Below are 23,277 nucleotides of genomic sequence, written 5' to 3' on the forward strand. Positions count from 1 at the left end.
GATCTTCGACACCGACACGCCGGGCCCTCCTGGGACGTCTCATCGTGGTGGCGCGCCGCAGAAAAACTTGTCGTATGACGTGCCTAGAATCGCTAGGCCAACCCCCGTCGAGACCTTGGGAGGAAGGACCGTCTTGGCCGCCTCGTCCGGATCGTTCGTTCACCTGCACAACCACACCGAGTACTCCATGCTCGACGGTGCCGCCAAGATATCTCCGCTGTTCGCCGAGGCGAATCGGTTGGGCATGAGCGCGGTCGGCATGACCGACCACGGCAATATGTACGGGGCGTCGGAGTTCTACAACTCCGCCAAGAACGCGGGCATCAAGCCGATCATCGGCATCGAGGCCTACATCGCACCTGCCTCCCGCTTCGACACCAAGCGCGTGCTGTGGGGTGATCCGAGCCAGAAGGGCGACGACGTCTCGGGCTCGGGCGCCTACACGCACATGACGATGGTCGCGGAGAACGCGACCGGTCTGCGCAACCTGTTCAAGCTGTCCTCACTCGCCTCGTTGGAGGGGCAGCTCGGCAAGTGGGCGCGCATGGACGAGGAGATCATCGCCGAGCACGCCGCGGGCATCATCGCGACGACCGGTTGCCCCTCGGGCGAGGTCCAGACCCGGTTGCGCCTCGGCCATGATCGCGAGGCACTCGAGGCCGCTGCCAAGTGGCAGGAGATCTTCGGGAAGGAGAACTTCTTCCTCGAGATCATGGACCACGGGCTGTCCATCGAACGCCGGGTCCGCGAGGGACTCATCGAGGTCGGTAAGAAGCTCGGCATTCCACCGATCGCGACGAACGACTGCCACTACGTCACCAAGGATCAGTCGACCAACCACGAAGCGCTGCTGTGCATTCAGACCGGCAAGACGCTCAGCGACCCGACCCGGTTCAAGTTCGACGGCGACGGCTACTACCTCAAATCCGCCGAGGAGATGCGCGCGATCTGGGACGCCGAGATACCGGGCGCCTGCGATAACACCGTGCTCATCGGCGAGCGGGTCCAGCCATACGACGAGGTGTGGGAACACCGCGACCGGATGCCGATCTTCCCGGTGCCCGAGGGCTACAACCAGGCCACCTGGCTGCGCAGGGAGGTCGATCTCGGGCTGAAGCGCCGCTTCCCCGACGGTGCGCCGCAGGAATACCTCGACCGCGCCCAGTTCGAAATCGGCGTCATCCTCGAGATGGGTTTCCCCGCCTACTTCCTCGTCGTCGGTGACTTGATCAAGCACGCGCACGAGGTCGGCATCCGGGTCGGTCCCGGTCGTGGTTCCGCGGCCGGTTCGCTGGTCGCCTACGCGCTCGGCATAACCAATATCGACCCGCTCCCGCACGGCCTGCTCTTCGAGCGGTTCCTCAACCCCGAGCGCGTATCGATGCCCGATATCGATATCGACTTCGATGATCGTCGGCGCGGTGAAATGGTCCGTTACGCGAGTGAGAAGTGGGGCACCGATCGGGTCGCCCAGGTGATCACCTTCGGCACCATCAAGACCAAGGCCGCGATCAAGGACTCCGCGCGAGTCCTGTTCGGCCAGCCCGGTTTCGCCATCGCCGACCAGATCACCAAGGCGCTGCCGCCACCGATCATGGCCAAGGACATCTCGGTCGCCGGTATCACCGATCCGGAGCACGAGCGGTACAAGGAAGCCGCCGAGGTCCGCGAACTCATCGCCAACAACCCGGATGTCGCGAAGATCTATGAGACCGCCCGCGGCCTCGAGGGCCTGATCCGCAATGCGGGCGTTCATGCCTGCGCGGTCATCATGTCCTGTGATCCGCTGACCGATGCGATCCCGGTGTGGAAGCGGCCCCAGGACGGTGCGCTCATCACCGGTTGGGACTACCCGTCCTGCGAGGCCATCGGCCTGCTGAAGATGGACTTCCTCGGTCTGCGCAACCTGACCGTGCTCGGCGACGCCATCGAAAACGCGAAAATGAACCGCGGCGTCGATATCGACCTCGACACCTTGGCCCTGGACGATAAGGCCACCTACGAACTGCTGGCCCGCGGCGATACCCTCGGCGTCTTCCAGCTCGACGGTGGCCCGATGCGCGACCTGCTTCGCCGCATGCAACCCACCGCCTTCGAGGACATCGTCGCCGTCGGCGCGCTGTACCGACCGGGCCCGATGGGCATGAACGCGCACAACGACTACGCCGACCGTAAGAATGCCCGGCAAGAGGTCAAGCCGATCCATCCGGAGCTGGCTGAGCCGCTCAAGGAAATCCTCGGCGAGACCTACGGTCTGATCGTCTATCAAGAACAGATCATGCACGTCGCGCAGAAGGTGGCCGGGTACTCCCTCGGTCGAGCGGACATTCTGCGCCGCGCGATGGGTAAGAAGAAGCAGTCGGTACTGGAGGCCGAGTTCGAGGGCTTCGAAGCGGGTATGCAGGCCAACGGCTTCACCAAACCGGCCATCAAGGCGCTGTGGGACACCATCCTCCCGTTCGCCGGTTACGCGTTCAACAAATCGCACGCCGCCGCCTACGGTCTGATTTCCTACTGGACGGCGTATTTCAAGGCGAATTACCCGTCCGAATACATGGCCGCGCTGCTGACCTCGGTCGGTGACGACAAGGACAAGGCCGCGGTCTACCTCTCGGACTGCCGCCGCCTCGGCATCACCGTGCTGCCGCCGGACGTCAATGAGTCCGAACTGAACTTCGCCTCGGTCGGCACCGATATCCGCTTCGGTCTCGGCGCGGTGCGCAACGTCGGCGCCAACGTGGTGTCCTCGATCATCGCCGCGCGCAAGGAAAAGTCGAAGTTCACCGACTTCTCCGATTATCTGAACAAGATCGACGCGATCGCCTGCACCAAGAAGGTCACCGAATCCCTCATCAAGGCAGGCGGATTCGACTCGCTCGAACATCCGCGCAAGGGCCTGCTGCTGATCCACTCCGATGCCATCGACGCGGTGATGTCCACCAAGAAGGCCGAGGCGATCGGGCAGTTCGACCTCTTCGGCGGGCTGGACGACGGCGACGATTCGATGGCCTCGGTCTTCAATGTCAAGGTGCCCGACGACGAGTGGGAGACCAAGCACAAGCTCGCGCTCGAACGCGAAATGCTGGGTCTGTACGTCTCGGGGCATCCGCTCAACGGCGTCGAACATGTTCTTGCCGCTCAAGCGGATACGCAGATCCCGGCCATCCTGCAGGGCGATGTCAAAGACGGCGCCCAGGTGACCATCGGCGGTATTCTCGCCTCGGTCAACCGGCGTATCAACAAGAACGGCCTGGCCTGGGCCTCGGCGCAGCTGGAAGATCTGACCGGTGGCATCGAGGTGCTGTTCTTCCCGCAGTCGTATTCGGTTTACGGCATGGATGTCACCGAAGATGCGGTTGTGCTGGTCAAGGCCCGCGTCTCGGTACGCGACGATCGAATCTCGTTGATCGCCAACGACCTCGCCGTCCCCGACCTGTCCTCGATCGGGGTGGCGAAACCTCTCGCGGTGATCTTGCCGACCAGGTTGTGCACGCCGGACAAGGTCGGTGAACTCAAGCGCGTGCTGTCCCGGCATCCCGGCACGGCGGACGTCCACATCCGCCACGTCGGCGCCCGCGACAATACCTCCACCTGGAAAGTCGACGACAGCCTGCGGGTCACTCCGTCATCGGCGTTGATGGGCGACCTGAAGGCGCTACTCGGCCCGGGCTGTCTGGCCGGCTGAGCCGGCAATCCGGGTGGTCGCAGCGGTGGGGTGACCACGCAGATACCCGGTGCTGCCCGAAAGCCCGGGTACCTGCGTGAGATCAATACGAGTCGGTCAGCGGGCGAGTTCCGGTATCGGCTGGGGTGCCCGCGTTTGCGCGGTTGGCCTGCGGTGCAGGTAGTGCGCCCAGACGATCGCGGCGAGCATGGCGGTGCCCATCATCGCGCCGATCCAGCCGACCGATGCGTAGCCGAGGCCCGCGCCGATGGCGATGCCGCCGAGCCAGGGGCCGATGGTGATACCGACGTTGAACGCGGAGTAGTTGGTGGCGGTCGCGAGGGTGGGTGCGGTGCCCGCCATGGCGAAGACGCGGGTGTTGAGGGCGGGGTTGGTGGCGAAACCGAAGGCGCCGAGCAGGAATACGAGGACGATCACCGGTGCCGGTAGATTCGCGGTCAATGCCAGGCCGGTGGCGATGACGGTGATGCCCGCCGCGCCTACGTAGAGGGTGCGAAAGGGGTGGGCGTCGGAGGTGCGCCCGCCGATGCCAATACCGATGAGGCTGCCGAGGCCGTAGAGCGCGAGCACCGCGGGAACCCAGGTCTCGGAGATTCCGGTGGTGTCCGCGAGCATGACGCCCAAGTACGAGAAGGTTACGAACAGCGAGCCGGTGGACAGCGCGGTGATGCCGTAGGACAGCCACAGCCGTGGGTTGGCCATGGTGCGCAGTTCATTGCGCAGTCGCGGGACCACGGTCGGTCGTCCGCCGGGGATCTTCGCGAGCACGCCGATCGCCGAGAGCGCCGACAGCGCGGCGACCACCCAGAAGGCCGCGCGCCAGCCGAAGTGCTGACCGATCACGGTGCCCGCGGGCAGTCCGATAATGGTGGCGATGGTGAGTCCGCCCGCGACGATGCTCATCGCCTTGCCGCGCGCGTTTTCCGGCACCAGGCTCACCGCGGCGGTGGCGCCCAACGCCCAGAACCCCGCGTAGACAAAGGCACTCACCACTCTGGTCGCGAACAGCACCCAGTAGTCCGATGTCAGCGCGCCCACAATGTGCGCGGCGATGAAGATGGCGAGAAAGCCGAGCAGTGAATCCCGGCGTGGCCAGCGAAGTGTCACGACGGCGAGCACCGGTGCGCCCACCAGCATGCCGAGCGCGAAGGCCGAAATCAGCAGTCCCGCTTGGGGAATGGACACACTCAGATCGGTGGCCATTTCGGGCAGCAGTCCGGCGAGCATCAGCTCCGAGGTGCCCTGAGCGAAGATGGACAGCCCAAGGACATAGACGGCTAGTGGCATCGGAAACCCCTCTTATTTTGGATTGATCGGTTCAAAATGAACCCGAAAGAAAAGGCGGCACCATGCCGCCGCGCTGGTTCTTACGGTGCGCTCGGGTCTATAGAGCGCTGAGCGCGGTACTCGCGATGGCCGTCAACGCATCCCGTCCCGTTCCGCCGCGTGCGGCTACGCGCATGCCTGCGATGGTGGCATTCATGAAATGGGCGAGATCGCGCGCGTCCTTGCCCCGCTCGATTTCGCCTGCGCGCTGGCCGCTTTCGATGGTGGCGGTCAGTGCGGCCAGGCGCTGCTCCTGATCGGCGTGCAGTGTCGTGGCGACCGCCGCGTCTCGCGGAGCCAGTTCGACCATCGAATTGACGACCAGGCAGCCGGTCGGTTCTTCCTCGGGTGCGTCGATCACCTGCCACAGCAGCGCGCGCAGTTTCGCCTTGGCCGACTCGTCGCTGTCGAGCAGCTCGAAAATGGTGGCGTTCTTGGTGCTCATGTACCGGTGCAGCGCCCGATCGAACAGCTCGTGCTTGCTGGTGAAGGTGTTGTAGATGCTGCTGCGCCCGAGCCCCGTCGCGTCGCACAGGTCTTGGGTCGAGGTGCCTTCGTACCCTGCGCTCCAGAATGCGCGCATTGCCGCGTCTACTGCTTGCTCCTCGTCGAATCGCCTCGGTCGCGCCATGGTGTCGACGCTAGCACATTTTGCACTGATCGTTCCAATACTTGGGTGTGGACCGTGTCGGGTTGGCTAGGGCGACACCGCGACGCCGAGGGTGAGTGCGGTCAGGAACTTGGGGCCGTCTTCATAGAAGACATCGATATCGCGGATCTCGAAGCCCGCGGTCTCCACCAGGCCGCGGATGTCACGGTTGAGGTGGCAGCCCCCGGCGAGAGCCTTCTGAATCGGGTTGAGCCGATGCTGCCAGAGCTGCACTTTCGAATCCGGCGCAAGGCCGTGCTCGACGAAATGCAGCGTGCCGCCGGGAACGAGCACCCTGCGCACCTCGGCAAGCGCGGTGGCGATATCCGGAATCGTGCACATCGTCCAGGTCGAAAGGGCGGCGTCGAAAAAATTGTCATCGAAGGGCAGCGCTCGGCCGTCCAGCCCGGAGCGTTCGATCGGCACGGTGGCCTTCGCGACCCGCTTGGCGGCCAGCTTCCACCCGAGATCCGCGGGCTCGACCGCACTGATCGACTGCACGGCCGCCGGATAGAAGGGCACATTCAGCCCCGACCCGAACCCGATCTCCAACACCCGCCCCTGCAGCCCGGCACACACCCGCCTGCGTTGCGGATTATTGAGCTTCGACCCGCATGCCACGTCCACAATGCGTGGCACGATCTGATCGTTGTAGATACCCACGCGTTCACTGTGTCAGTGCGGCCACGGTAGCGCCAGGAGCGGCTGTCGATCAGGCGATCTCCGATACTCCGGGTGTCGCGCGGCTCGGCGCGTGCGGAGTCCGCCATGCGATGCTGACGCGGTGACCCTGTTCGAGGTGTGGGCGCCGCGTCCGGAGCGGGTGCGGGTCGAGGTGGACGGTTCGGCGTATCCGATGACCTGGTCCGCCGACGGATGGTGGCGGGCCGAGGTGGTATCCGAATCGGGTGCGCGCTACGGCTACCTCCTGGACGACGATCCAACGGTGCTGCCCGATCCTCGCTCACCCCGCCAGCCCGACGGCGTACACGCTCGCTCGGCGCTGCACACCCTCGACCAGACGGTATGGACGGACCACGGCTGGACCGGACGGCAGTTGGCGGGCGCGGTCTACTACGAACTACACGTCGGCACCTTCACCCCCGCAGGTACGTTCGACGCCGCGATCGAACGCCTCGATCACCTGGTCGATCTCGGCGTGACCGTGGTCGAGTTGATGCCGGTGAACGCCTTCGACGGCACCCACAACTGGGGCTATGACGGTGTGCTCTGGTTCGCGGTGGCCGAACCCTACGGTGGTCCGGACGGTCTACAGCGCCTCGTCGATGCCTGTCACGCACGAGGATTGGCGGTCGCGCTCGATGTCGTCTACAACCACCTCGGCCCGTCCGGCAACTATCTGCCGCGCTTCGCGCCCTACCTGTCCGACGGCCGCAATACCTGGGGCCGAACCCTGAACCTGGACGGTCCGGGCTCGGATGCGGTGCGCCGCTTCATCATCGACAATGCGTTGCGCTGGCTGCGCGACTTCCACATCGATGCGCTGCGGCTGGACGCGGTGCACGCGCTGGTCGACCGCACCGCAACCCATCTGCTCGCCGAACTCGCCGCCGAGACCGAACGCCTTGCCGCCCACCTGCGTAGGCCGCTGACGCTGATCGCTGAGAGCGACCTCAACGATCCGACGCTGATCACGCCACGTGCCGCGGGCGGATACGGCTTGACCGGCCAGTGGAACGACGACCTGCACCATGCGGTGCACACCGCGGTCTCCAGTGAACGACAGGGCTACTACGCGGATTTCGGCACACTCGGCTGCCTAGCGCACACGCTGACGCACGGGTTCTTCCATGCTGGAACGTATTCCAGCTTCCGTGGCCGCACCCACGGCCGCCCGCTCGATACCCGAGTGATCCCGGCGAGCGCGTTACTGGCCTACACCTGCAACCATGACCAGATCGGCAACCGAGCGATCGGTGATCGGCCGAGCATCGACCTCACCGATGGACAACTGGCGATCAAGGCCGCGCTCATACTGCTCTCGCCCTACACGCCGATGCTGTTCATGGGGGAGGAGTGGGGCGCGAGCACGCCGTTCCAGTTCTTCACCTCGCACACCGATCCGGTGATCGGGGCCGCGACAGCCACCGGCCGCAAGGCCGAATTCGCCGAGCACGGCTGGGACAGCGACGACGTTCCCGACCCGCAGGACGCGCAGACGTTCCTGCGCTCGAAACTCGACTGGTCCGAACTCGAGGACACCCGCCACGCGCGCCTACTCGGCTGTTACCGCGAGCTGCTCGCGCTGCGCCGTGCGCGGGCGGAGCTCACCGACCCGTGGCTGACCCATATTTCGGTCGACTTCGACGAGGACGCCCGATGGATCCTCGTGCACCGAGGGGAAATATTGCTGGTGTGCAACTTGTCCGCTGAACCGGTCACGGTGCCGGTTGCTGGAGTGGTGCTGCTGTCCTGGGATCCACCTATCGAAGCCGTTTCGGGGCTGGCCGTTCCTGGACATTCGTTCGCGGTCGTGTCGGCAGGCGGGGTCGCAGCTACAGGCCGGGCCCGGTAGTCGAGGCTTGTCTGGGATAGCCCGCTCGATGTGCGCCGCTATTCGCGGGCCTGCTCACCGCCGAGCGGCGGCGAAGTCGGTTCGTTGAACCGGTCGGGGCGCTTGTCGAGGTCCGGGACGCATCGAGCGTCAACCGACCGACAATCGAACGGCAATTGTCATCCCGGTGCCGCCCACCGTGTGTAGACCGCGTTGACCTGCGACGTTCGATCCAAGGGGTGCTAGAGCCGATGGCCCACAGCCGAGTACCTGGCACTCATCCAGTCCGGTGTCAACTGTCCGAGACAATTGCCATTGCCGAGTGCGATCGACGCTATTAACGTTGAGTAATGAGCAACGTGGCTTCATCCGGGGATTTCGACCTATCCGGCCAACTCCCCGTCGGGGTGGGCGGCAGCGCCGCCGCTGAATTCGGACCGCTGGTGCGCCGTTTTGCGAAGACATTCGGTAGCCGTCGTGGCGTGGGCGCGGGGCTGGCGGTGCATCTGCACGGTGAGCCACTCGTCGAGATCTGGACCGGGAGCGCGGGGGGCACCCCATGGGCCAAGGAGACCGGATCCATCATCTTCTCCGCGACCAAGGGCATCACCGCCACGGTCATCCACCGGCTGGCCGACCGAGGTTTGCTCGACTACGCCGCTCCGGTGTCGGAGTACTGGCCCGAATTCGGCGCCAATGGCAAGGGCGGCATCACCGTTCGTCAGGTGATGACCCACAGCGCCGGGCTCTCCGCGCTGAGTCCGATCGCCTCCGGCCTCGAGATCCTCGATCACCAGCTGATGGAAGAGCGCCTCGCCGCCGCGAAACCCGATCGCCTGCTCGGCATTCCGGCCTATCACGCGCTCACCTACGGTTGGTTGCTCGCCGGACTGGCCCGCGCGGTCACCGACCACGGTATGGCGGAGCTATTCCGCAGCGAGGTCGCCGATCCGCTCGGTATCGACGGGATTCATCTCGGCCGCCCGCCGGTCGCCGCGCCGACCAGCTACGCCGAGCTCGCGGGCACCCAGCTGCGGCCGATCGGGAACCCGCTCACCGCAAAGGTATTGGGCCTGAGCTACGGGATTCCGGGAGCGCTCGGTGCCGCGGCTCGCTGCCTGTTCCTGCCCGGCGTCGAGGCAATTCTGGAGGGCGAGGATCCGCCCATCCTGCGCACCGAACTCGGTGCGGGCAACGGCGTATGCACCGCATCGGCGCTGGCCACCATGTACGGCGTGCTGGCCAACGGTGGAATGGTCGACGGCCGTCAGTACCTGTCGCCGCGAACCATCAAGGCGCTGTGCAGGATCCAGAGCTACCGCCTCGACCGCGCGCTGTTCTACGCACCGATGCTCTGGCGCCTCGGTTACCACTCGCTGCCGATGCCCGGCGCCCACGCCGGATTTGGGCACGTCGGCCTCGGCGGCTCGTTCGGCTGGGCCGAGCCACGCCTCGGGCTTTCCGTCGGCTTCGTGCACAACCGACTTTCGGTGGGGCAGTTGACCTTCGATCAGTCCTCGGCGGGCTGGGTACTGCCGTTGGCGCTGGCCGGTCTGCGTTCGGCGCGGCGGGCCGCCACCCTCGTGGAGACGCCCGAGGCGGCATAGCGGTAGCGACAGCGGTACGTCAGATCGGATGGCCGCGTCAGGTCAGATAACGGTAGGCCGGGGACCCCGGCTCCAGCCGCTCGCACTGGATGGGCGAGTCCGCGATGCGTTGCTGTAGCGAGGCCAGCCCGCTCGGCGCACCGAGTTCGATACCGACCAGCGCCGCCCCGGTTTCCCGGTTGTTGCGCTTGACGTACTCGAACATGGTGATGTCGTCGTCGGGGCCGAGCACCTCGTTGAGGAATCGCCGCAGCGCGCCGGGCTCCTGCGGAAAGTCCACCAGGAAATAGTGCTTCAGGCCGCGATGCACCAGCGAGCGCTCGATGATCTCGCCGTAGCGCGACACGTCGTTGTTGCCGCCGGAGACCAGGCACACCACCGTCGAGCCGGGCTCGACGGTGATCTCGGACAGCCCCGTGACCGCGAGCGCGCCCGCGGGCTCGGCGATGATGCCCTCGTTCTGGTAGAGGTCGAGCATGCAGGTACAGATCGCGCCCTCGTCGACCTGCATAATGCGGAAAGCGCCCGAGCCTCTGAGGGATTCTGGAGCGGTAAGCAAGGGCAGCGAGGCATGGGAGACCACTCGGCCGCCGAAGCCGGAGACCGCCGCGAAGGGCACGGCACCGATCCGGCGCACGGCAGCGCCGTCCACGAACGGATCGATCTCCGGCAGTGTCACCGGTGCGCCCGCGACAAGGGCCGCGGTCATCGAGGCGGCGCCCGCCGGTTCCACGCCGAGAATGGCGGTCCGCGGTGAACGGTCGCGCAGGTAGGTGCCGATGCCGGCCAGGCAGCCGCCGCCACCCACCGGCACGATCACCAGGTCAGGGGACGTGTCGAGCTGATCGAGGATCTCGACGGCGATGGTGCCCTGCCCGGCCGCGGTGCGTACATCGTCGAACGGCGGGACCATCGTCGCGCCGGTGCGTGCGACGTCATCGGCGGCGGCCGCGGCGGCCGCGTCGTAGGTTTCCCCGACGGCGATCAGTTCGACGAACTCGCCGCCGTGTACCCGGATGCGGTCACGCTTCTGCCTGGGGGTGGTTGTCGGAACGTAGATGCGGCCGCTGATTCCCATCGCCTTGCAGGCGAAGGCCACGCCCTGTGCGTGATTGCCCGCGCTGGCCGCGACCACGCCCGCGGCCTTTTCGGCCGTGGTGAGCTGCACGATCAGGTTGTAGGCGCCACGCAGTTTGTAGGAACGCACGGCCGAGAAGTCTTCGCGCTTGAGGTAGACCTTCGCGCCGGTCGCCGCCGATAGCCTGGGACTGAATTGCAGCGGGGTCGGCTCGATAATGTCGGCAATTCGCTTCGCGGCGGCGTCGATCTCGTCCGCGTTCAGCACGGGACGGGAAGCGGACAGTTCGTCGACAACATCAAGCGGATTGGACACCCGAAATATGCTGCCATCCGCCGCGTCGGAGCGACGCGGCGGGTAGCACTGCGGTGTTGGATTCGCCTACGGTTTGCGTCGGGGGAATTACTGCGGAGTGAGCACGAAGACCGGGATCTGGCGATCGGTCTTGGTCTGGTAATTCGCGTAGTCCGGCCAGACCGTGACCGCTCGCTCCCACCACAGCGCCTTCTCGTCACCGAAGACCTCGCGGGCGGTGTAATCCTTGGTTTCGGTGCCGTCGCGCAGTTCGACGTGCGGATCGGCCTTGATATTGAAGTACCAGACCGGATGTTTCGGTGCGCCGCCCAGCGAGGCGACGACGGCGTATTCGCCCTCGTGTTCGACCCGCATCAGCGGGGTCTTACGCAGTAGACCGGACTTCGCACCCCGCGTGGTGAGCAGGATGACCGGCTTACCCTGCAATGAGGTGGCGTCGGTCCCGCCGGAGCTCTCGTACGCTTCGGCTTGCTCACGGGCCCAGTCGGATGTGCTCGGTGCATACTCTCCTTTAAGTGGCATAAACCCAGCAACGCCGCAGGGTGCCTCGGTGTTCCCGTTCGAAATGTTCGGTGGACCGAACTTCGATATCCGTATATCCTGACGAGATGGCAATGGTTCACCCCTCCACCGTCGATATCGCGGGTACCGCGTGGCCGACGTACAAGCTCGAGGCGCTCGCCGCCGGGCTGGTGACCTGCCTGATCCTGGCCGTGATTACCGGATCGCTTCAGGTTGCGGTGCTGGTCGCCGCGGCAGTGGCAGGTGCGCGCTGGATCGGCGGGCTCGCGGGTAAGCGCCGGACGTCGGCCCGCCGAATGGACCGGGTCCTCTCCTCGCACTGACTACTTGCTGTCGATCAATCCGCGTCGAGCGGTAGATCGGCCAGCTCCCCGCGCGACAGCACCCCCAGCTTCGGATATGCCTTGTATAGGTGGTGGCCCACCGTCCGCGGGCTGAGGAACAGCTGGGCCGCGATATCGCGGTTGGACATTCCCTGTGCCGCGAGCCGCACGATTTGCAGTTCCTGCGGCGTCAGCCGGGCAAGCACCCCGCTCGCGGGACGCGCGGCGGTGCCGACGCCGAGCGCGCCCAGTTCGGTGCGAGCCCGCTCGGCCCACGGTGTGGCGTCGAGTCGTTCGAAGATTTCCAGCGCCGGTTGTAGCTGGTTGCGCGCGTCGACCTTGCGGCGGTTACGGCGCAGCCATTCGCCGAATAACAGTTGGGTGCGTGCCCGCTCGAACGGTCGGCCGCCGAGGGCGAGCGCGGCCTGGAAATGGTCCTCCGCCTCGCTTTCCGGAGCGAGCAGCGCCTGGCAGCGGTGAACGAGCGCGGCGATCCAATCCTGCCGGGCACCAACGGCCCACGACCGCAGCCTTTCCATGGCATCCGCGGCGCGCTCCGGACTGCCGAGCCGTACAGCTGCCTCGATCAGATCGGGCAGCGCGTGCATGCCCGCGACATGGTGGCGGGCGGGTTCGATGGTCAGCAGCTCCAGCCTCGCCAGCGCGGTCTCGATCTTGCCTTGGCCTAGTTCGAGGAGGCCGAGTGCCGAATTCGTCCATGGCCCACCGGGCGCCGCCGCACCGCCGAGTTCTTCGGCGAGTGCGCGCTCGACCAGCGTCCGGCAATCCTGCTCACGTCCTTCGAACGCGGCCAGGTAGGCGAGGCAGCTGCATAGTTGGCTGATCCAGTGGCCCTGTCCGATATCCTCGGCGATCCGCAGGCCCTCGGTCGCGGCGATTCTGCCCTCGTGCGGCCTGCCGAGAAACATCTCGGCCTCGGAGCGGAAGAACAGCAGCGTCGGCAGCAGCGCGATGCGACCCTGGTCGCGGCATTCGGCGATGAGGGTCTGCGCCAGCTGCGCGACCTGCTCGTCCTGGCCGACGACGAGGCCTGCCCCGCACATCTGCACCAGGTCTCGTGGACTGTCGGCGCCGTTGCCGCGCGCCGCGGCCGCGCTCTCGCGCAGGTCGACGGTGAATCGTCCATCGATGGCGGCGACGGTGTAGTGCACGATCGGCGTCATCGAATCCGACTCGGGCAGCGGCAGCGCGGTCAGGCGCGCCGCGACGTCCGCCAACTCGGGTGCACCGAGGTACCAGGCCGTGTGCACCGCCTGCGACAGGATGCGTGCGGCATGTACCGGTGCACCCTCGCGCACCAGTTCCGCACCCGACAGCAGCAGCTGGTGGGCCGAGAGTGGTTTGCCCGCACCGAATTCCGCGTTCGCCCGCACCAGATCCAGTCTCGCGTCGAGCAATGGGTCGCTGTTCTGGCCCGCCGCGCGTTCGGCGAGGGTTCGCGCACGGTCCAATTGACCTGCCTCGCTCGCGGTTTCGGCAGCCAGGACCAGTCTGCGGACGCGGGCCTTCGCGTCGGTGCTCAAGCCTGCCGCGCGCTCGTAGGCGGTGACGGCGCCGGAGAAGCCACTGCGTTTGCGCGCACGGTCGGCGGTGTCCTCCAGTGCGACAGCGGTTGTTTCGTCGGGACCCGTTGCCGCTGCGGCCAGATGCCAGGCGCGCAGGTCCGCGTCCACAGGGTCGTGCAATGCCTCGGCGAGCGCGCCGTGCACGGCTAGGCGTTGCGCGAGGGGTGCGCCCTGGTAGACCGCCGAACGTAAGAGCGGATGACGGAAGCCGAGGGTTCTGCCGTTGCTGTACATCAGACCGGTTTCCTCGGCGGGTTGCAGATCCGACAGCTGCGGGCCCAGAGCCGCCGCGGCCCGCAACACGATTCCGAGGTCGTCGGTGCCTGCCGCAGCGGCGACGAGCAGCAGTGTGCGTGTCGGTGCGGGCAGTCTGCTGACCTGACCGTGGAAGGCCACCTGTAGGCGCTGGGTCAGCGGCAGGGGATTGGGACCCCCACCTGTCGAGCCCGATCCGGTGGCCTCGACGGTCAGCACGGCGGGCAGTTCCAGCAGCGCGAGTGGGTTGCCCGCCGCCTCGGTCAGCAGTCGATAACGCAGGGTGGGAGCCAGATCGGCGGTGTGGCTGTCCACCAGCGCCGCCGCGGCGTCTTGACGCAGCCCGGTGACGCTCAGCTCCGCCAGCCCCTGCGCCGGGAAATCGTCTTCCGCGGTGCGGGTGGCGAAAATGATGACGACACCCTCGGCATCCAGCCGTCGTGCCGCGAACAACAGCGTTTCGGCCGTCGCCCGATCCAGCCAGTGCGCGTCATCGATCAGGCACAGCAGCGGCCCGTCGGCCGCCTCCTCGGCAAGCAGCGACAGCACCGCGAGACCGATCAACATCCGGTCGGCCGGGTTGTGCGTGCTCAGACCGAAAGCGCCGCGCAGCGCATCGCGCTGTGGCTGCGGCAGCGTATCCACCAGCTCGATCCCCGGCCGCACCAACAGATGCAGCGCGGCGAAAGGCAGCTCCGCCTCCGACTCGATACCCGCACTGCGCACCGTCGGAATACCCTGCGCCGCCGCATAGTCCAGCAGCGCCGTCTTCCCGATCCCCGGCTCCCCGCGCACAACCAGCGCCCCGCTACGACCCGCCCGTGCGCCTTCGAGAAGCCGATCGATGAGCCCTTGTTCGGCTTCGCGTCCATGGAGCATCTGCCCACCGTAACCGTCGCCTGGACAATCGCTCAGCTCCCGCCTGTGGGCGGTGGGCAGCCGCGTGCCGCGCCACCACCGGATTCGTCGTTCCTGTGCCCGCCGGGTCGTTCGAGGTCGGTAGCTCGGCGTGGCCGGTGGATTGCGGGATACCTTGCTGCCACCGGGGGCTCACGAGTCGGGTGGAGCTCTGTACACCGCCCAATGGTCTTCGGAGCTTCTAGGTTCGGGTTGGACACTGAGACCACGAATGACAGGGCGATGGCTATCGTCGATGTAGACGTCGACCTGATGTTTGGACGCCCACACATCGGTGCCGATGGATGCCTCATGCAGTGCATCAGCCGCAGCCTTGGCTGCGGGGCCTGCGGCAGGGTCGCACGATAGCTGGAGCAGCAGGTTTACCGGGTGATTGTCGAGGGCACGCTGAATATGTGGATTCGTGGCCAGGACACGGCCGAAGTTTCCGCCGTCGACTCCTACTACGCGGACCTCCCCTTCCGTGACGACCCCGACCTCGTACCCGAAGGGCTGCCCGTGCGCATCGGAGAAGAGCATTGTCTCGGTTTTCGCGTTCTCGGCCCATGGAGCGGGTGCGGACCGACCTAGACCAAGAATTTGCTTCCACTGAGACACCTGGCCGGCGTTGGAGGTGACGCCGTAGCGCTGGTGCACTCGGTCGAGGCCCGCGCGGCTCCATCTCGGAGGGCCGAGGTGATTGTCGGTGGCATGTGACGGGAAGGTCGCTCCGATGGTTTCCCCATCCGGGTTCAGAATCGGAAAACTGCGGATCGTGTCATTAGAGAATATGACCCGCTGGTGACTGTCCGAGCCTACAAACAGCGGAGTGCTCGGATCGCGCTCGAGCGCCCATATCATCCGCAGGGCCGCGTCCATGTCGCTATCGGGCAAGTTGGTCCGCACCGCATCCAGGTCCGTGACTATATTGCCGTAATTTTGTCGGATCGCCGTGCTTCCCTGGCTGAGTGCGTCGACCAAACGGTCTGCGGCGGCAGACCATTGGGGAAGAAAGAGATTGACGATGAAAACACGCTAATCGCACATATGGGACATCGATCTACCCATGGGTGGGAGGCCAGATGTGGTCCCAGCGCCGGTCATTCGCGCGTGAGGGCTTCGGTGCGGAGCCGGAATGCGGCCGACCCGCTGGGATTGAGCATGATGTCCGCACCCGCCGGACAGATCTGTGGCAGCAGACCGCCCGGTATCGCGTTCCAGCGCTCGACGTCGATGCCCCTCTTGTGTGCCGCGGCGGTAACAACAACGACGCAGGCCACACCATCGGGCGCGAACCCGAGCAGGGGTTGATCGTGCTCGTCGCAGCCGACCTCCACCATCGACTTTCGAAGGAGGGGAACGACTTCGCCACCGGCGTCGGCGCCGTCGGCGATCTGTCGCAGCACCGCGTCGAGAGGATCGGACGGCGAATTGTCGTCGGGCACATACTCGGGATTCGGCTGGAACAGCCCCGCGGCGTCCTCCTCGAGCAGCCACGCGCCCACGATCATGGACGGTGGCGGCACTTCCGAGGGGTCTGTCGGCTGCCAGCGCGGGTCGACAAGCGCAACCCAGTTCTCCTTCTGACCGGGAGTGGCCGGTCCCACCTCGTCCATCGACTCTCCTGCCGCCCGCATCCCCTGTCGACAACCATCATGCAGGTTCGCCGCCGATGGCGAAGGCGACCGCGCGACGCCGCGGCACAGGTACCGTCGGCCTATGGCACATCGAGACGTGACCGAAAAGGGACCGTCATTCCGCTCTGATCAGGTCGATTCCGGACAGATCGACATGCTCGTCGCCATTCTCGATGTGCAGGCGCGGCTACCCGGGATTCAGCGGATGCGGCGGTGGGCGCACGAGGCGCTGGCGGTCCAGGCGGGGGAGCGTGCCCTCGATATCGGATCGGGCACCGGGTCGGAGGCCATGGCGTTCGCCGAGCGGGTCGGTGCGGACGGCGAGGCGGTCGGAATCGACCCGAATTCCGACATGGTCGCCCTCGCGGAGCGGCGCGCGGCCGAAGCCGGGTCGACGGCGCGGTACGTCGGTGGTTCGATCTATGCGTTGCCGTTCCCCGACGGTCACTTCGATGCCATCCGCTGCGAGCGGGTGTACCAGCATCTCGACGATCCGGCTGCCGCCACCGCCGAGATCGCGAGGGTGCTTCGCCCCGGCGGTCGAGTGCTGCTCATCGACAGCGACTGGTACACCTCGATCACCCACCCCGGTGATCCGGCGGTCGTGCGGGCAGTGTCGGAGACCCTGCTGACGAATACACCCAATCCTGGTTCCGGCCGCCGTCTGCGCGGGCAGCTGGTCGCGGAGGGTTTGGAGATCGACGACATGGGCTCCGAAGCGGTGATCTGGGACCCGGAATCGGCACTGCCGCTCTACGGCGAGATGACGAGGCGGGCGGTCGCGGCCGGGGCGATCACCGCCGCGCAGCATGATCAGTTCCGCGCGGACCTGGACGCGGGCATCGCGGCGGGCGACTATCACCTCTCGGTGACCATGTTCGCGGTACTGGCGCACCGGCGTTAGCCCGCGATCCACCGGGTTTTCTGGTTTTCCGGGCGTCCCCCGATTGACAGTTCAGGGTATTCAACTACTGAAATGCGTTGTTTTCATTAACATCCCGTGCCCTGACCCCGATGATTCGAGTAGTCCGGTACGCAGGTTTCACACGGGGATGTTGCGGGAGAATCCACCCATGAAACGCCTGGTAGTTTGTTGCGACGGCACCTGGAAAGCCGAGTCGAGCAGCACGGTGTCCAACATCATCAAGATCGCTCAGACGATCAGATTCGACACCCCCGGACCGACGGGGGAGCCGATCCAACAGTGGGTGAGTTACGTTTCGGGGCCGGGTGCGCGCGGATTCCTCGCCGACCGGCTGATGGGCGGTGCGTTCGGGCTCGGACTCGAGGCGAACCTGTCGTCCGCGTACTGGCATCTGGCGCTGAACTGGGAACCCGGCGACGAAATCTACATCTTCGGCTTCAGTCGCGGTGCCTACACCGCCCGCAGCCTGGCCGGACTGATCGGCCGCATCGGGATCATGACGCCGGAGGCCATGATCGACGGCAAGTACCCGCAGGCGCTGGCCATCCATCAGCAGGCCGCCCCTGAGCGCACAACGCGGAACCCGGATCCGCCAGAGCCGCAGGAGTGGATCGACTTCCGTCGGGAGCACTGCAGGCACCCCGCCAAGATCGACTTCCTCGGTGTGTTCGACACCGTCGGCGCGCTCGGCGTTCCGGGGCTGACCTCGCTGCGACACAAGTTCCACGACGTGAAACTCTCGTCCAACGTGCACTGCGCGCGCCAGGCCCTTGCCATCGACGAGCGTCGCCGCAACTTCGAACCGTGCCTCTGGCAGGTGCCGATCGAACCGGAGGTGAAGTACCGCAAGCACTTCGATCGGGTGAAGCAGGTCTGGTTCGCGGGCGTGCACAGCGATGTCGGCGGCGGCTACGCCGAGTGCGGGCTTTCCGACCTCACGCTCCAGTGGATGGTCGCCGAAGCCGAATCGGTCGGCCTCGCCTTCGATCGGGAACGGCTGGAAGGGCTTTCGAAGCGCTGCCGCGCCGAGGGCGCCAAGCATCTCGAGCTGCACAAGTCTCTCGGTATCGGCTACCGCATCCTGAATGTGTTTCGGACGCTACGCAATCCGCGCAGCCAGCGCTTCCACTGGGATTCCTGGCGGCGGTTGTCCATGCCGACCGACCGGTGTGTCCGGATAGCATCGAGCACCCAGGACGACGTGGACTACCAGCCGGTGAATTTGCGGCGCTGGCGTGCGGAACTCGGCGGGATGTTCCCGGAGGACATGGTGGAGAAGACCGGCTCTGTCACCGCCCTGTCAGCGGACTAGCAGCGCGACGGGCAGACGCGCGAAGAGCTTTTCCAGTCGGGCCCTGCCCTGGAACGTGTGGCCTGTCAGCCGGTCGGTCCAGCTGCCTTGCGGCAGGTCCAAAGTGGTATCGCCCCAACCCGTTTCGGCAAGGCCGACACTGTGTCGAGTGGCGGCGACGATCACTTCGGGCGTCTCGCCCGCACGGCCACGGGCGTAGCTCACCAGCCTGTTCGCCTGGTCACCGGTGGCGAACAGTGGCAGATAGATGCCGCCGACGAAGCAGTCCGGTCGCTCCCTGCGCAGCCACAGCGCATAGGCGACGATCCACATCTTCGCGGCCCCATTGGTGTTCAAGGCCGGTGTGCCGGTGAGTGATTGCAGCAATCCGGCACGGGCCGCGAAGTCCACCGGACGTCGATTGTCCGGGTCGACAAGGGTGTCCTCCCACAGCTCGCAGCCCTGATAGATGTCCGGGATACCGGGACCGCACAGCTGGAGCAGCTTCTGTGAGAGGGAATCCGACCAAGCGTGCGGTGCGAGTTCGTGCACCAGGTCGCCGATTTCGGAGCCGACCGGTCCGTCGATCACCGCGTCCAGCCAGCCGTGCACCGACGCCTCGAACTCGGCATCGGGCTCCTCCCACGAGGTGTGCACACCCGCCTCGCGAATCGACTTCTCCGCGAATCGGTGCAGCCGCTCGCGCAGACCGGACACCGAGGAGGCGGGGCGGCCGTCCGCGGGCCATACGCCGAACATGTTCTGTAGCAGAAACAGCGTCGTCGCGCCGTCGGGGCCGGGCGTGCTCTCCTCCCACGATTCGACCGACCTCGCCCAGGTCTCGGCGACCTGGGACAGCACCCCGATCCGCGCGCGCACGTCCTCGCCGCGTTTGGTGTCATGGGTAGACAGCGTGGTCATGGTCGCGGGCCAGCGCTGCGCCCGCTCACTATTGGACAGGTGGAACTCGTTGAGTGAGTGCCCGAATCGGGCCGGATTGCCGCCGACCTCCTGTAGCGAGACCAGTCGGGCCGCCTGATAGAACATGGTGTCTTCGACGGATTTGGCGGTCAGCGCGCCACAGACCTGGCTGAAGCGCACACTGGCCTCGCCTTCCAGGGACAAGGCCGAGACCAGGATATTCAGCGGCGCGGTGAGCTCGGTGTTGCGCTTCTCCACCTCGGCGACCACCGCGCCGGTCATACCGACCAGCGGCGCGTAGTCGACGCGGTACACCGGCATGAACGCCAGCACCTCGATGGTGGCGTTGGTCAGCGCCAAGGTGTCGAAACTATCGGCTCGCGCGTCGCGTTTGACGGCGGCGACCAGGCGTCGAACCTCCGGAGCCAGAATGCTTTCCGCTACCGCACGTTTGATCCGGTGCTCGGTCTCGCCGATCCACGCCCGATCGCTGCCGTGCCCGGCGATGTGCCTGGACAGTTCGGTGAGCGCGGGCTCGCCGTCCGGATCGATCAGCACCCCGCCGATATCGGCGAGTGCGTCGTAGCCGGTGGTGCCGTCGATCGGCAGTGTCGCGTCCAACGGCTCGCGGTTGGCAAGGATCTTCTCCACCAGCAGCAGGCGCTGGGTACCGATCAGCCTGCGCAGCTTCGTCAGATAGGCGGCGGGATAGGACAATCCGTCCGGATGGTCGACCCGCACTCCGTCGATGAGATCGTGCTCGCACCACGCGGCGAGTTCGCGATGGGTGATCTCGAAGACCTCGGGGTCCTCCTGGCGTATCGAGGCCAGACTGCTGACGGCGAAGAACCGGCGATAGGTACACAGGCCGGCCTTCCAACTGACCAGCCGATAATTCTGCTTGTCGTGGATGCGCAGCGCGTTGTCGCCATCGGTGCCCGCCGCGATGGGGAAGCGCAGATCGTGCAGTGCCAGCATCGGTTCCGAGCCGGACCGGTCGACAGTCAGTGCCGCCGGGTCGTTTTCGCTCTGTAGCACCGGCAACGCCAGCCGCCCGCCCGCGCCGTTGGCCGGGCTCCAGTCGATGTCGAAGAAGTGCGCGAACTTCGATTCGCGTCCGTTGCGCAGCACATCCCACCACCACGGGTTCTGTTGCGGGTCGGCGACACCGACATGGTTGGGCACCAGGTCGACGATCAAACCCATACCACGGCTACGCACTTCGTCGGAGAGCGCTTTGAGCCCCGAGGGCCCGCCGAGCGCCGCCGACACGGTGGTGGGGTCGGTGACGTCGTAGCCGTGTGTAGAACCCTGTGCCGCGGTGAGGATCGGCGACAGGTACAGATGCGAGACACCCAGCTGCTGTAGGTATTCCGCGATCGAGCGGGCCTCGATGAAGGTCAGCACATCGGGTCGTAACTGGAGTCGATAGGTGCTGCGGATCGTGGTCTGCCTGGCGGGCCGTCGGCCGCGGAGGATGGGATCGGTGAAATGTGTTCGGGTCTCGGTCATGGGCGTTTCGGTCATGCCGCGCAGCGCAGGACGAGCAGGCAGCGGGCGGCGAGGGTGACGGTCGATGCCGCCGGATGGAAAGCGTCGGACCGGCCGTCGGGCATCGAGCAGTCGAGCGCGACCGACCATTCGGGGCCGTAGTCGGTACCGGGCAGGGCGAAATCGAGAGCGTTATCGTGCGCGTTGAAGCAGAGTAGGAACGAATCGTCGGTGATGTGCTCGCCGCGCGGGCCCGGTTCGGGAATACCGTCCCCGTTGAGATAGACGGTCAGCGACTTGCCGAATCCGCTGTCCCAGTCCGCAGGTGTCATTTCCTCGCCCGCCGGGGTGAGCCAGGCGATATCGCGTGCGTGCTCCTTGGACCGGATCGGGCCGCCCTTCAGGAAGCGTCTGCGACGGAAGATCGGGTGCGCGGTGCGTAGTGCGATCACGTTGCGCGTGAAGTCGAGCAGGTCCGCATTCGTCTGCATCAACGACCAGTCCATCCAGGCCAGCGGTGCGTCCTGGCAGTACACATTGTTGTTCCCCCCTTGTGTCCTGCCGATCTCGTCCCCGTGGGAGAGCATCGGCGTCCCCAGGCTGAGTACCAGCGTGGCCAGCAGATTACGGCTTTGCTTGGCGCGCAGGGCGAGGATATCCGGGTCGTCGGACGGTCCCTCCACCCCGCAGTTCCACGAGCGGTTCCAGCTCTCGCCGTCGCGGTTGTCCTCACCGTTGGCCTCGTTGTGTTTCTCGTTGTAGGACACCAGGTCTCGCAGTGTGAACCCGTCGTGTGCGGTGATGAAGTTGATGCTCGCGCTCGGTCTGCGGCCGGTGTCCTCGTACAGGTCCGAGGAGCCGGTGAGCCGGGACGCGAATTCGCCGAGCGTCGCGGGCTCGCCGCGCCAATAGTCGCGGACGGTGTCGCGGTACTTGCCGTTCCACTCGGTCCACAGGCCGGGGAAGTTGCCGACCTGATAGCCGCCTTCGCCGACATCCCACGGCTCCGCGATCAGTTTCACCTGGCTGACCACCGGATCCTGTTGCACCAGATCGAAAAACGTGGACAGTCGGTCCACGTCGTGTAGTTCGCGGGCCAGGGTGGCGGCCAGGTCGAAGCGGAAGCCGTCGACGTGCATGTCCAGGATCCAGTAGCGCAGCGAGTCCATGATCAGTTGCAGTGTGTGCGGGTGGCGCACATTGAGGCTGTTGCCGGTGCCGGTGTAATCCATGTAGTGCGAAGGGTCGTCGTCCGCCAGCCGGTAGTAGGCGGCGTTGTCGATGCCGCGGAAAGCGAGGGTCGGTCCGAGATGGTTACCTTCGCCGGTGTGGTTGTAGACGACGTCGAGGATCACCTCGATGCCCTCCGCGTGCAGCGCGCGCACCATCGCCTTGAACTCGGTGACCGCGGCGCCACCGCGCGGGCTCGCCGCGTACTCGTTGTGCGGGGCCAGGTAGCCGAAGCTGTTGTAGCCCCAGTAGTTTCGCAGGCCCTGATCGAGCAGGACGCGGTCGTGCAGGAACTGGTGCACCGGCATCAGTTCGATGGCGGTGATGCCGAGGCCCTTCAGATGTCCGACGATCGCCGGGTGTGCGATGCCCGCGTAGGTGCCGCGCAACTCCTCCGGGATGTCGGGGTGCGTCATCGTCATGCCCTTGACGTGTGCCTCGTAGAGCACCGTCTCGTGATAGGGCCGATTCGGCGGGCGGTCGGAGCCCCAATCGAAGAACGGGTTGATCACCACGCCGATCATGGTGTGACCGAGGGAATCCAGGCCGTGGGTGTAGAGCGACGGATCATCGGTGAATTCGCCGTCGAAGGCTTTCCCGTAGGGATCGAGCAGCAATTTGCTGGGATCGCAACGTAATCCGCGATCCGGGTCGTAGGGTCCGTGCACTCGGAAGCCGTAGCGTTGCCCGGGCCCGATCGTCGGTAGATACGCGTGCCAGACATAGGTGTCGACCTCTTCGAGGTCGACCCTTGTCTCGGTGCCGTCCCTGGCGATCAAGCACAACTCGACCGCGTCGGCGACCTCGGAGAACACCGAGAAATTGGTGCCTGCGCCGTCGTAGGTAGCGCCCAGCGGGTAGGCGGTTCCCGGCCAAACACCGAGTGGTGTCACGTCACCGGGTGCTGCGTCGGGCTGAGCCATGTCAACGAGATTAGCGGCAGCCGGGCCCGCCCCAGTGCGGGTGGTTGCGGCCGGGCGCGTCAGTCCTGGTGGGAGGCGGTTTTCAACCAGTGGCGCTGATA

The 23,277-nt window shown here is 66.0% G+C and carries 16 protein-coding genes; 6 read left to right on the top strand and 10 right to left on the bottom strand.

Annotation, left to right across the window (positions count from 1 at the left end):
* The first annotated feature begins 133 nt into the window (after nucleotides 1–133).
* Nucleotides 134–3,685 carry a DNA polymerase III subunit alpha gene (gene dnaE / locus ACLMAJ_RS10680; protein ID WP_412013422.1) on the top strand — a complete coding sequence of 1,184 codons (3,552 nt, stop codon included), beginning with the start codon at nucleotides 134–136 and terminating at the stop codon, nucleotides 3,683–3,685.
* A 96-nt stretch (nucleotides 3,686–3,781) separates the two neighbouring features.
* Here dnaE and ACLMAJ_RS10685 read toward each other — a convergent pair whose 3' ends face one another.
* The 3 genes from ACLMAJ_RS10685 to ACLMAJ_RS10695 form a co-directional block, all read right to left on the bottom strand.
* The gene (locus tag ACLMAJ_RS10685) at nucleotides 3,782–4,972 is read right to left on the bottom strand and encodes a Cmx/CmrA family chloramphenicol efflux MFS transporter (RefSeq protein ID WP_412013423.1); all 1,191 of its coding nucleotides are present in this window, start codon (nucleotides 4,970–4,972) and stop codon (nucleotides 3,782–3,784) included.
* A gap of 97 nt (nucleotides 4,973–5,069) precedes the next feature.
* Complete coding sequence (locus ACLMAJ_RS10690) at nucleotides 5,070–5,642, bottom strand: TetR/AcrR family transcriptional regulator (protein ID WP_412013424.1); 573 nt, start codon at nucleotides 5,640–5,642, stop codon at nucleotides 5,070–5,072.
* 66 nt (nucleotides 5,643–5,708) lie between these two features.
* Nucleotides 5,709–6,323 (bottom strand): class I SAM-dependent methyltransferase, encoded by a 615-nt coding sequence (locus ACLMAJ_RS10695; RefSeq protein ID WP_412013425.1) that lies wholly within the window; start codon nucleotides 6,321–6,323, stop codon nucleotides 5,709–5,711.
* A gap of 121 nt (nucleotides 6,324–6,444) precedes the next feature.
* Here ACLMAJ_RS10695 and treZ point away from each other — a divergent pair, with 121 nt between their 5' ends.
* Nucleotides 6,445–8,196, top strand: coding sequence for a malto-oligosyltrehalose trehalohydrolase (gene treZ / locus ACLMAJ_RS10700; protein WP_412013426.1), 1,752 nt, complete (start codon nucleotides 6,445–6,447; stop codon nucleotides 8,194–8,196).
* A 329-nt stretch (nucleotides 8,197–8,525) separates the two neighbouring features.
* Nucleotides 8,526–9,782: a serine hydrolase domain-containing protein gene (locus ACLMAJ_RS10705; protein WP_412013427.1), complete on the top strand. Its 1,257-nt coding sequence runs from the start codon at nucleotides 8,526–8,528 to the stop codon at nucleotides 9,780–9,782.
* Nucleotides 9,783–9,819: 37 nt separating this feature from the next.
* On the opposite strand, the gene ilvA is transcribed toward ACLMAJ_RS10705, so the two are convergent.
* On the bottom strand, nucleotides 9,820–11,175 hold the full coding sequence (gene ilvA, locus ACLMAJ_RS10710) for a threonine ammonia-lyase IlvA (protein WP_412013428.1): 1,356 nt from the start codon (nucleotides 11,173–11,175) through the stop codon (nucleotides 9,820–9,822).
* An 87-nt stretch (nucleotides 11,176–11,262) separates the two neighbouring features.
* Complete coding sequence (locus ACLMAJ_RS10715; RefSeq protein ID WP_412013429.1) at nucleotides 11,263–11,697, bottom strand: nitroreductase family deazaflavin-dependent oxidoreductase; 435 nt, start codon at nucleotides 11,695–11,697, stop codon at nucleotides 11,263–11,265.
* An 86-nt stretch (nucleotides 11,698–11,783) separates the two neighbouring features.
* Between ACLMAJ_RS10715 and ACLMAJ_RS10720 the strand changes: the two genes are divergently transcribed.
* Nucleotides 11,784–12,020, top strand: a complete 237-nt coding sequence (locus ACLMAJ_RS10720; RefSeq protein ID WP_412013430.1) for a hypothetical protein — start codon at nucleotides 11,784–11,786, stop codon at nucleotides 12,018–12,020.
* 14 nt (nucleotides 12,021–12,034) lie between these two features.
* Here ACLMAJ_RS10720 and ACLMAJ_RS10725 read toward each other — a convergent pair whose 3' ends face one another.
* The 3 genes from ACLMAJ_RS10725 to ACLMAJ_RS10735 form a co-directional block, all read right to left on the bottom strand.
* A complete protein-coding gene (locus ACLMAJ_RS10725) occupies nucleotides 12,035–14,740 on the bottom strand; it encodes a helix-turn-helix transcriptional regulator (RefSeq protein WP_412013431.1) in 2,706 nt (901 codons plus the stop codon).
* A gap of 171 nt (nucleotides 14,741–14,911) precedes the next feature.
* A complete protein-coding gene (locus tag ACLMAJ_RS10730) occupies nucleotides 14,912–15,739 on the bottom strand; it encodes a hypothetical protein (protein WP_412013432.1) in 828 nt (275 codons plus the stop codon).
* 119 nt (nucleotides 15,740–15,858) lie between these two features.
* Nucleotides 15,859–16,374 (bottom strand): type VII secretion system-associated protein, encoded by a 516-nt coding sequence (locus tag ACLMAJ_RS10735; RefSeq protein ID WP_412013433.1) that lies wholly within the window; start codon nucleotides 16,372–16,374, stop codon nucleotides 15,859–15,861.
* A gap of 103 nt (nucleotides 16,375–16,477) precedes the next feature.
* On the opposite strand from ACLMAJ_RS10735, the gene ACLMAJ_RS10740 reads away from it, so the two are divergent.
* Complete coding sequence (locus ACLMAJ_RS10740; protein WP_412013434.1) at nucleotides 16,478–17,299, top strand: methyltransferase domain-containing protein; 822 nt, start codon at nucleotides 16,478–16,480, stop codon at nucleotides 17,297–17,299.
* 169 nt (nucleotides 17,300–17,468) lie between these two features.
* The gene (locus ACLMAJ_RS10745) at nucleotides 17,469–18,632 is read left to right on the top strand and encodes a DUF2235 domain-containing protein (RefSeq protein ID WP_412013435.1); all 1,164 of its coding nucleotides are present in this window, start codon (nucleotides 17,469–17,471) and stop codon (nucleotides 18,630–18,632) included.
* Here ACLMAJ_RS10745 and treY read toward each other — a convergent pair.
* Complete coding sequence (gene treY / locus ACLMAJ_RS10750) at nucleotides 18,621–21,059, bottom strand: malto-oligosyltrehalose synthase (RefSeq protein WP_412013436.1); 2,439 nt, start codon at nucleotides 21,057–21,059, stop codon at nucleotides 18,621–18,623. The genes ACLMAJ_RS10745 and treY overlap by 12 nt on opposite strands.
* Nucleotides 21,056–23,176 (bottom strand): glycogen debranching protein GlgX, encoded by a 2,121-nt coding sequence (gene glgX / locus ACLMAJ_RS10755; RefSeq protein WP_412013437.1) that lies wholly within the window; start codon nucleotides 23,174–23,176, stop codon nucleotides 21,056–21,058. Before glgX ends, treY begins: the two co-directional genes overlap by 4 nt.
* Nucleotides 23,177–23,277 lie beyond the last annotated feature (101 nt).

Origin of the sequence: Nocardia arseniciresistens, from assembly GCF_046764875.1 — a bacterium.
Lineage (GTDB): Bacteria > Actinomycetota > Actinomycetes > Mycobacteriales > Mycobacteriaceae > Nocardia > Nocardia arseniciresistens.

What these genes read in the sequence shown, in the direction of transcription:
- ACLMAJ_RS10685 (WP_412013423.1), bottom strand. Translation starts at nt 4,972, where the DNA reads ATGCCACTAGCCGTCTATGTCCTTGGGCTGTCCATCTTCGCTCAGGGC.
- ACLMAJ_RS10690 (WP_412013424.1), bottom strand. Translation starts at nt 5,642, where the DNA reads ATGGCGCGACCGAGGCGATTCGACGAGGAGCAAGCAGTAGACGCGGCA.
- ACLMAJ_RS10705 (WP_412013427.1), top strand. Translation starts at nt 8,526, where the DNA reads ATGAGCAACGTGGCTTCATCCGGGGATTTCGACCTATCCGGCCAACTC.
- ACLMAJ_RS10715 (WP_412013429.1), bottom strand. Translation starts at nt 11,697, where the DNA reads ATGCCACTTAAAGGAGAGTATGCACCGAGCACATCCGACTGGGCCCGT.
- ACLMAJ_RS10720 (WP_412013430.1), top strand. Translation starts at nt 11,784, where the DNA reads ATGGCAATGGTTCACCCCTCCACCGTCGATATCGCGGGTACCGCGTGG.
- ACLMAJ_RS10725 (WP_412013431.1), bottom strand. Translation starts at nt 14,740, where the DNA reads ATGCTCCATGGACGCGAAGCCGAACAAGGGCTCATCGATCGGCTTCTC.
- ACLMAJ_RS10735 (WP_412013433.1), bottom strand. Translation starts at nt 16,374, where the DNA reads ATGGACGAGGTGGGACCGGCCACTCCCGGTCAGAAGGAGAACTGGGTT.
- ACLMAJ_RS10740 (WP_412013434.1), top strand. Translation starts at nt 16,478, where the DNA reads ATGGCACATCGAGACGTGACCGAAAAGGGACCGTCATTCCGCTCTGAT.
- ACLMAJ_RS10745 (WP_412013435.1), top strand. Translation starts at nt 17,469, where the DNA reads ATGAAACGCCTGGTAGTTTGTTGCGACGGCACCTGGAAAGCCGAGTCG.
- treY (WP_412013436.1), bottom strand. Translation starts at nt 21,059, where the DNA reads ATGACCGAAACGCCCATGACCGAGACCCGAACACATTTCACCGATCCC.
- glgX (WP_412013437.1), bottom strand. Translation starts at nt 23,176, where the DNA reads ATGGCTCAGCCCGACGCAGCACCCGGTGACGTGACACCACTCGGTGTT.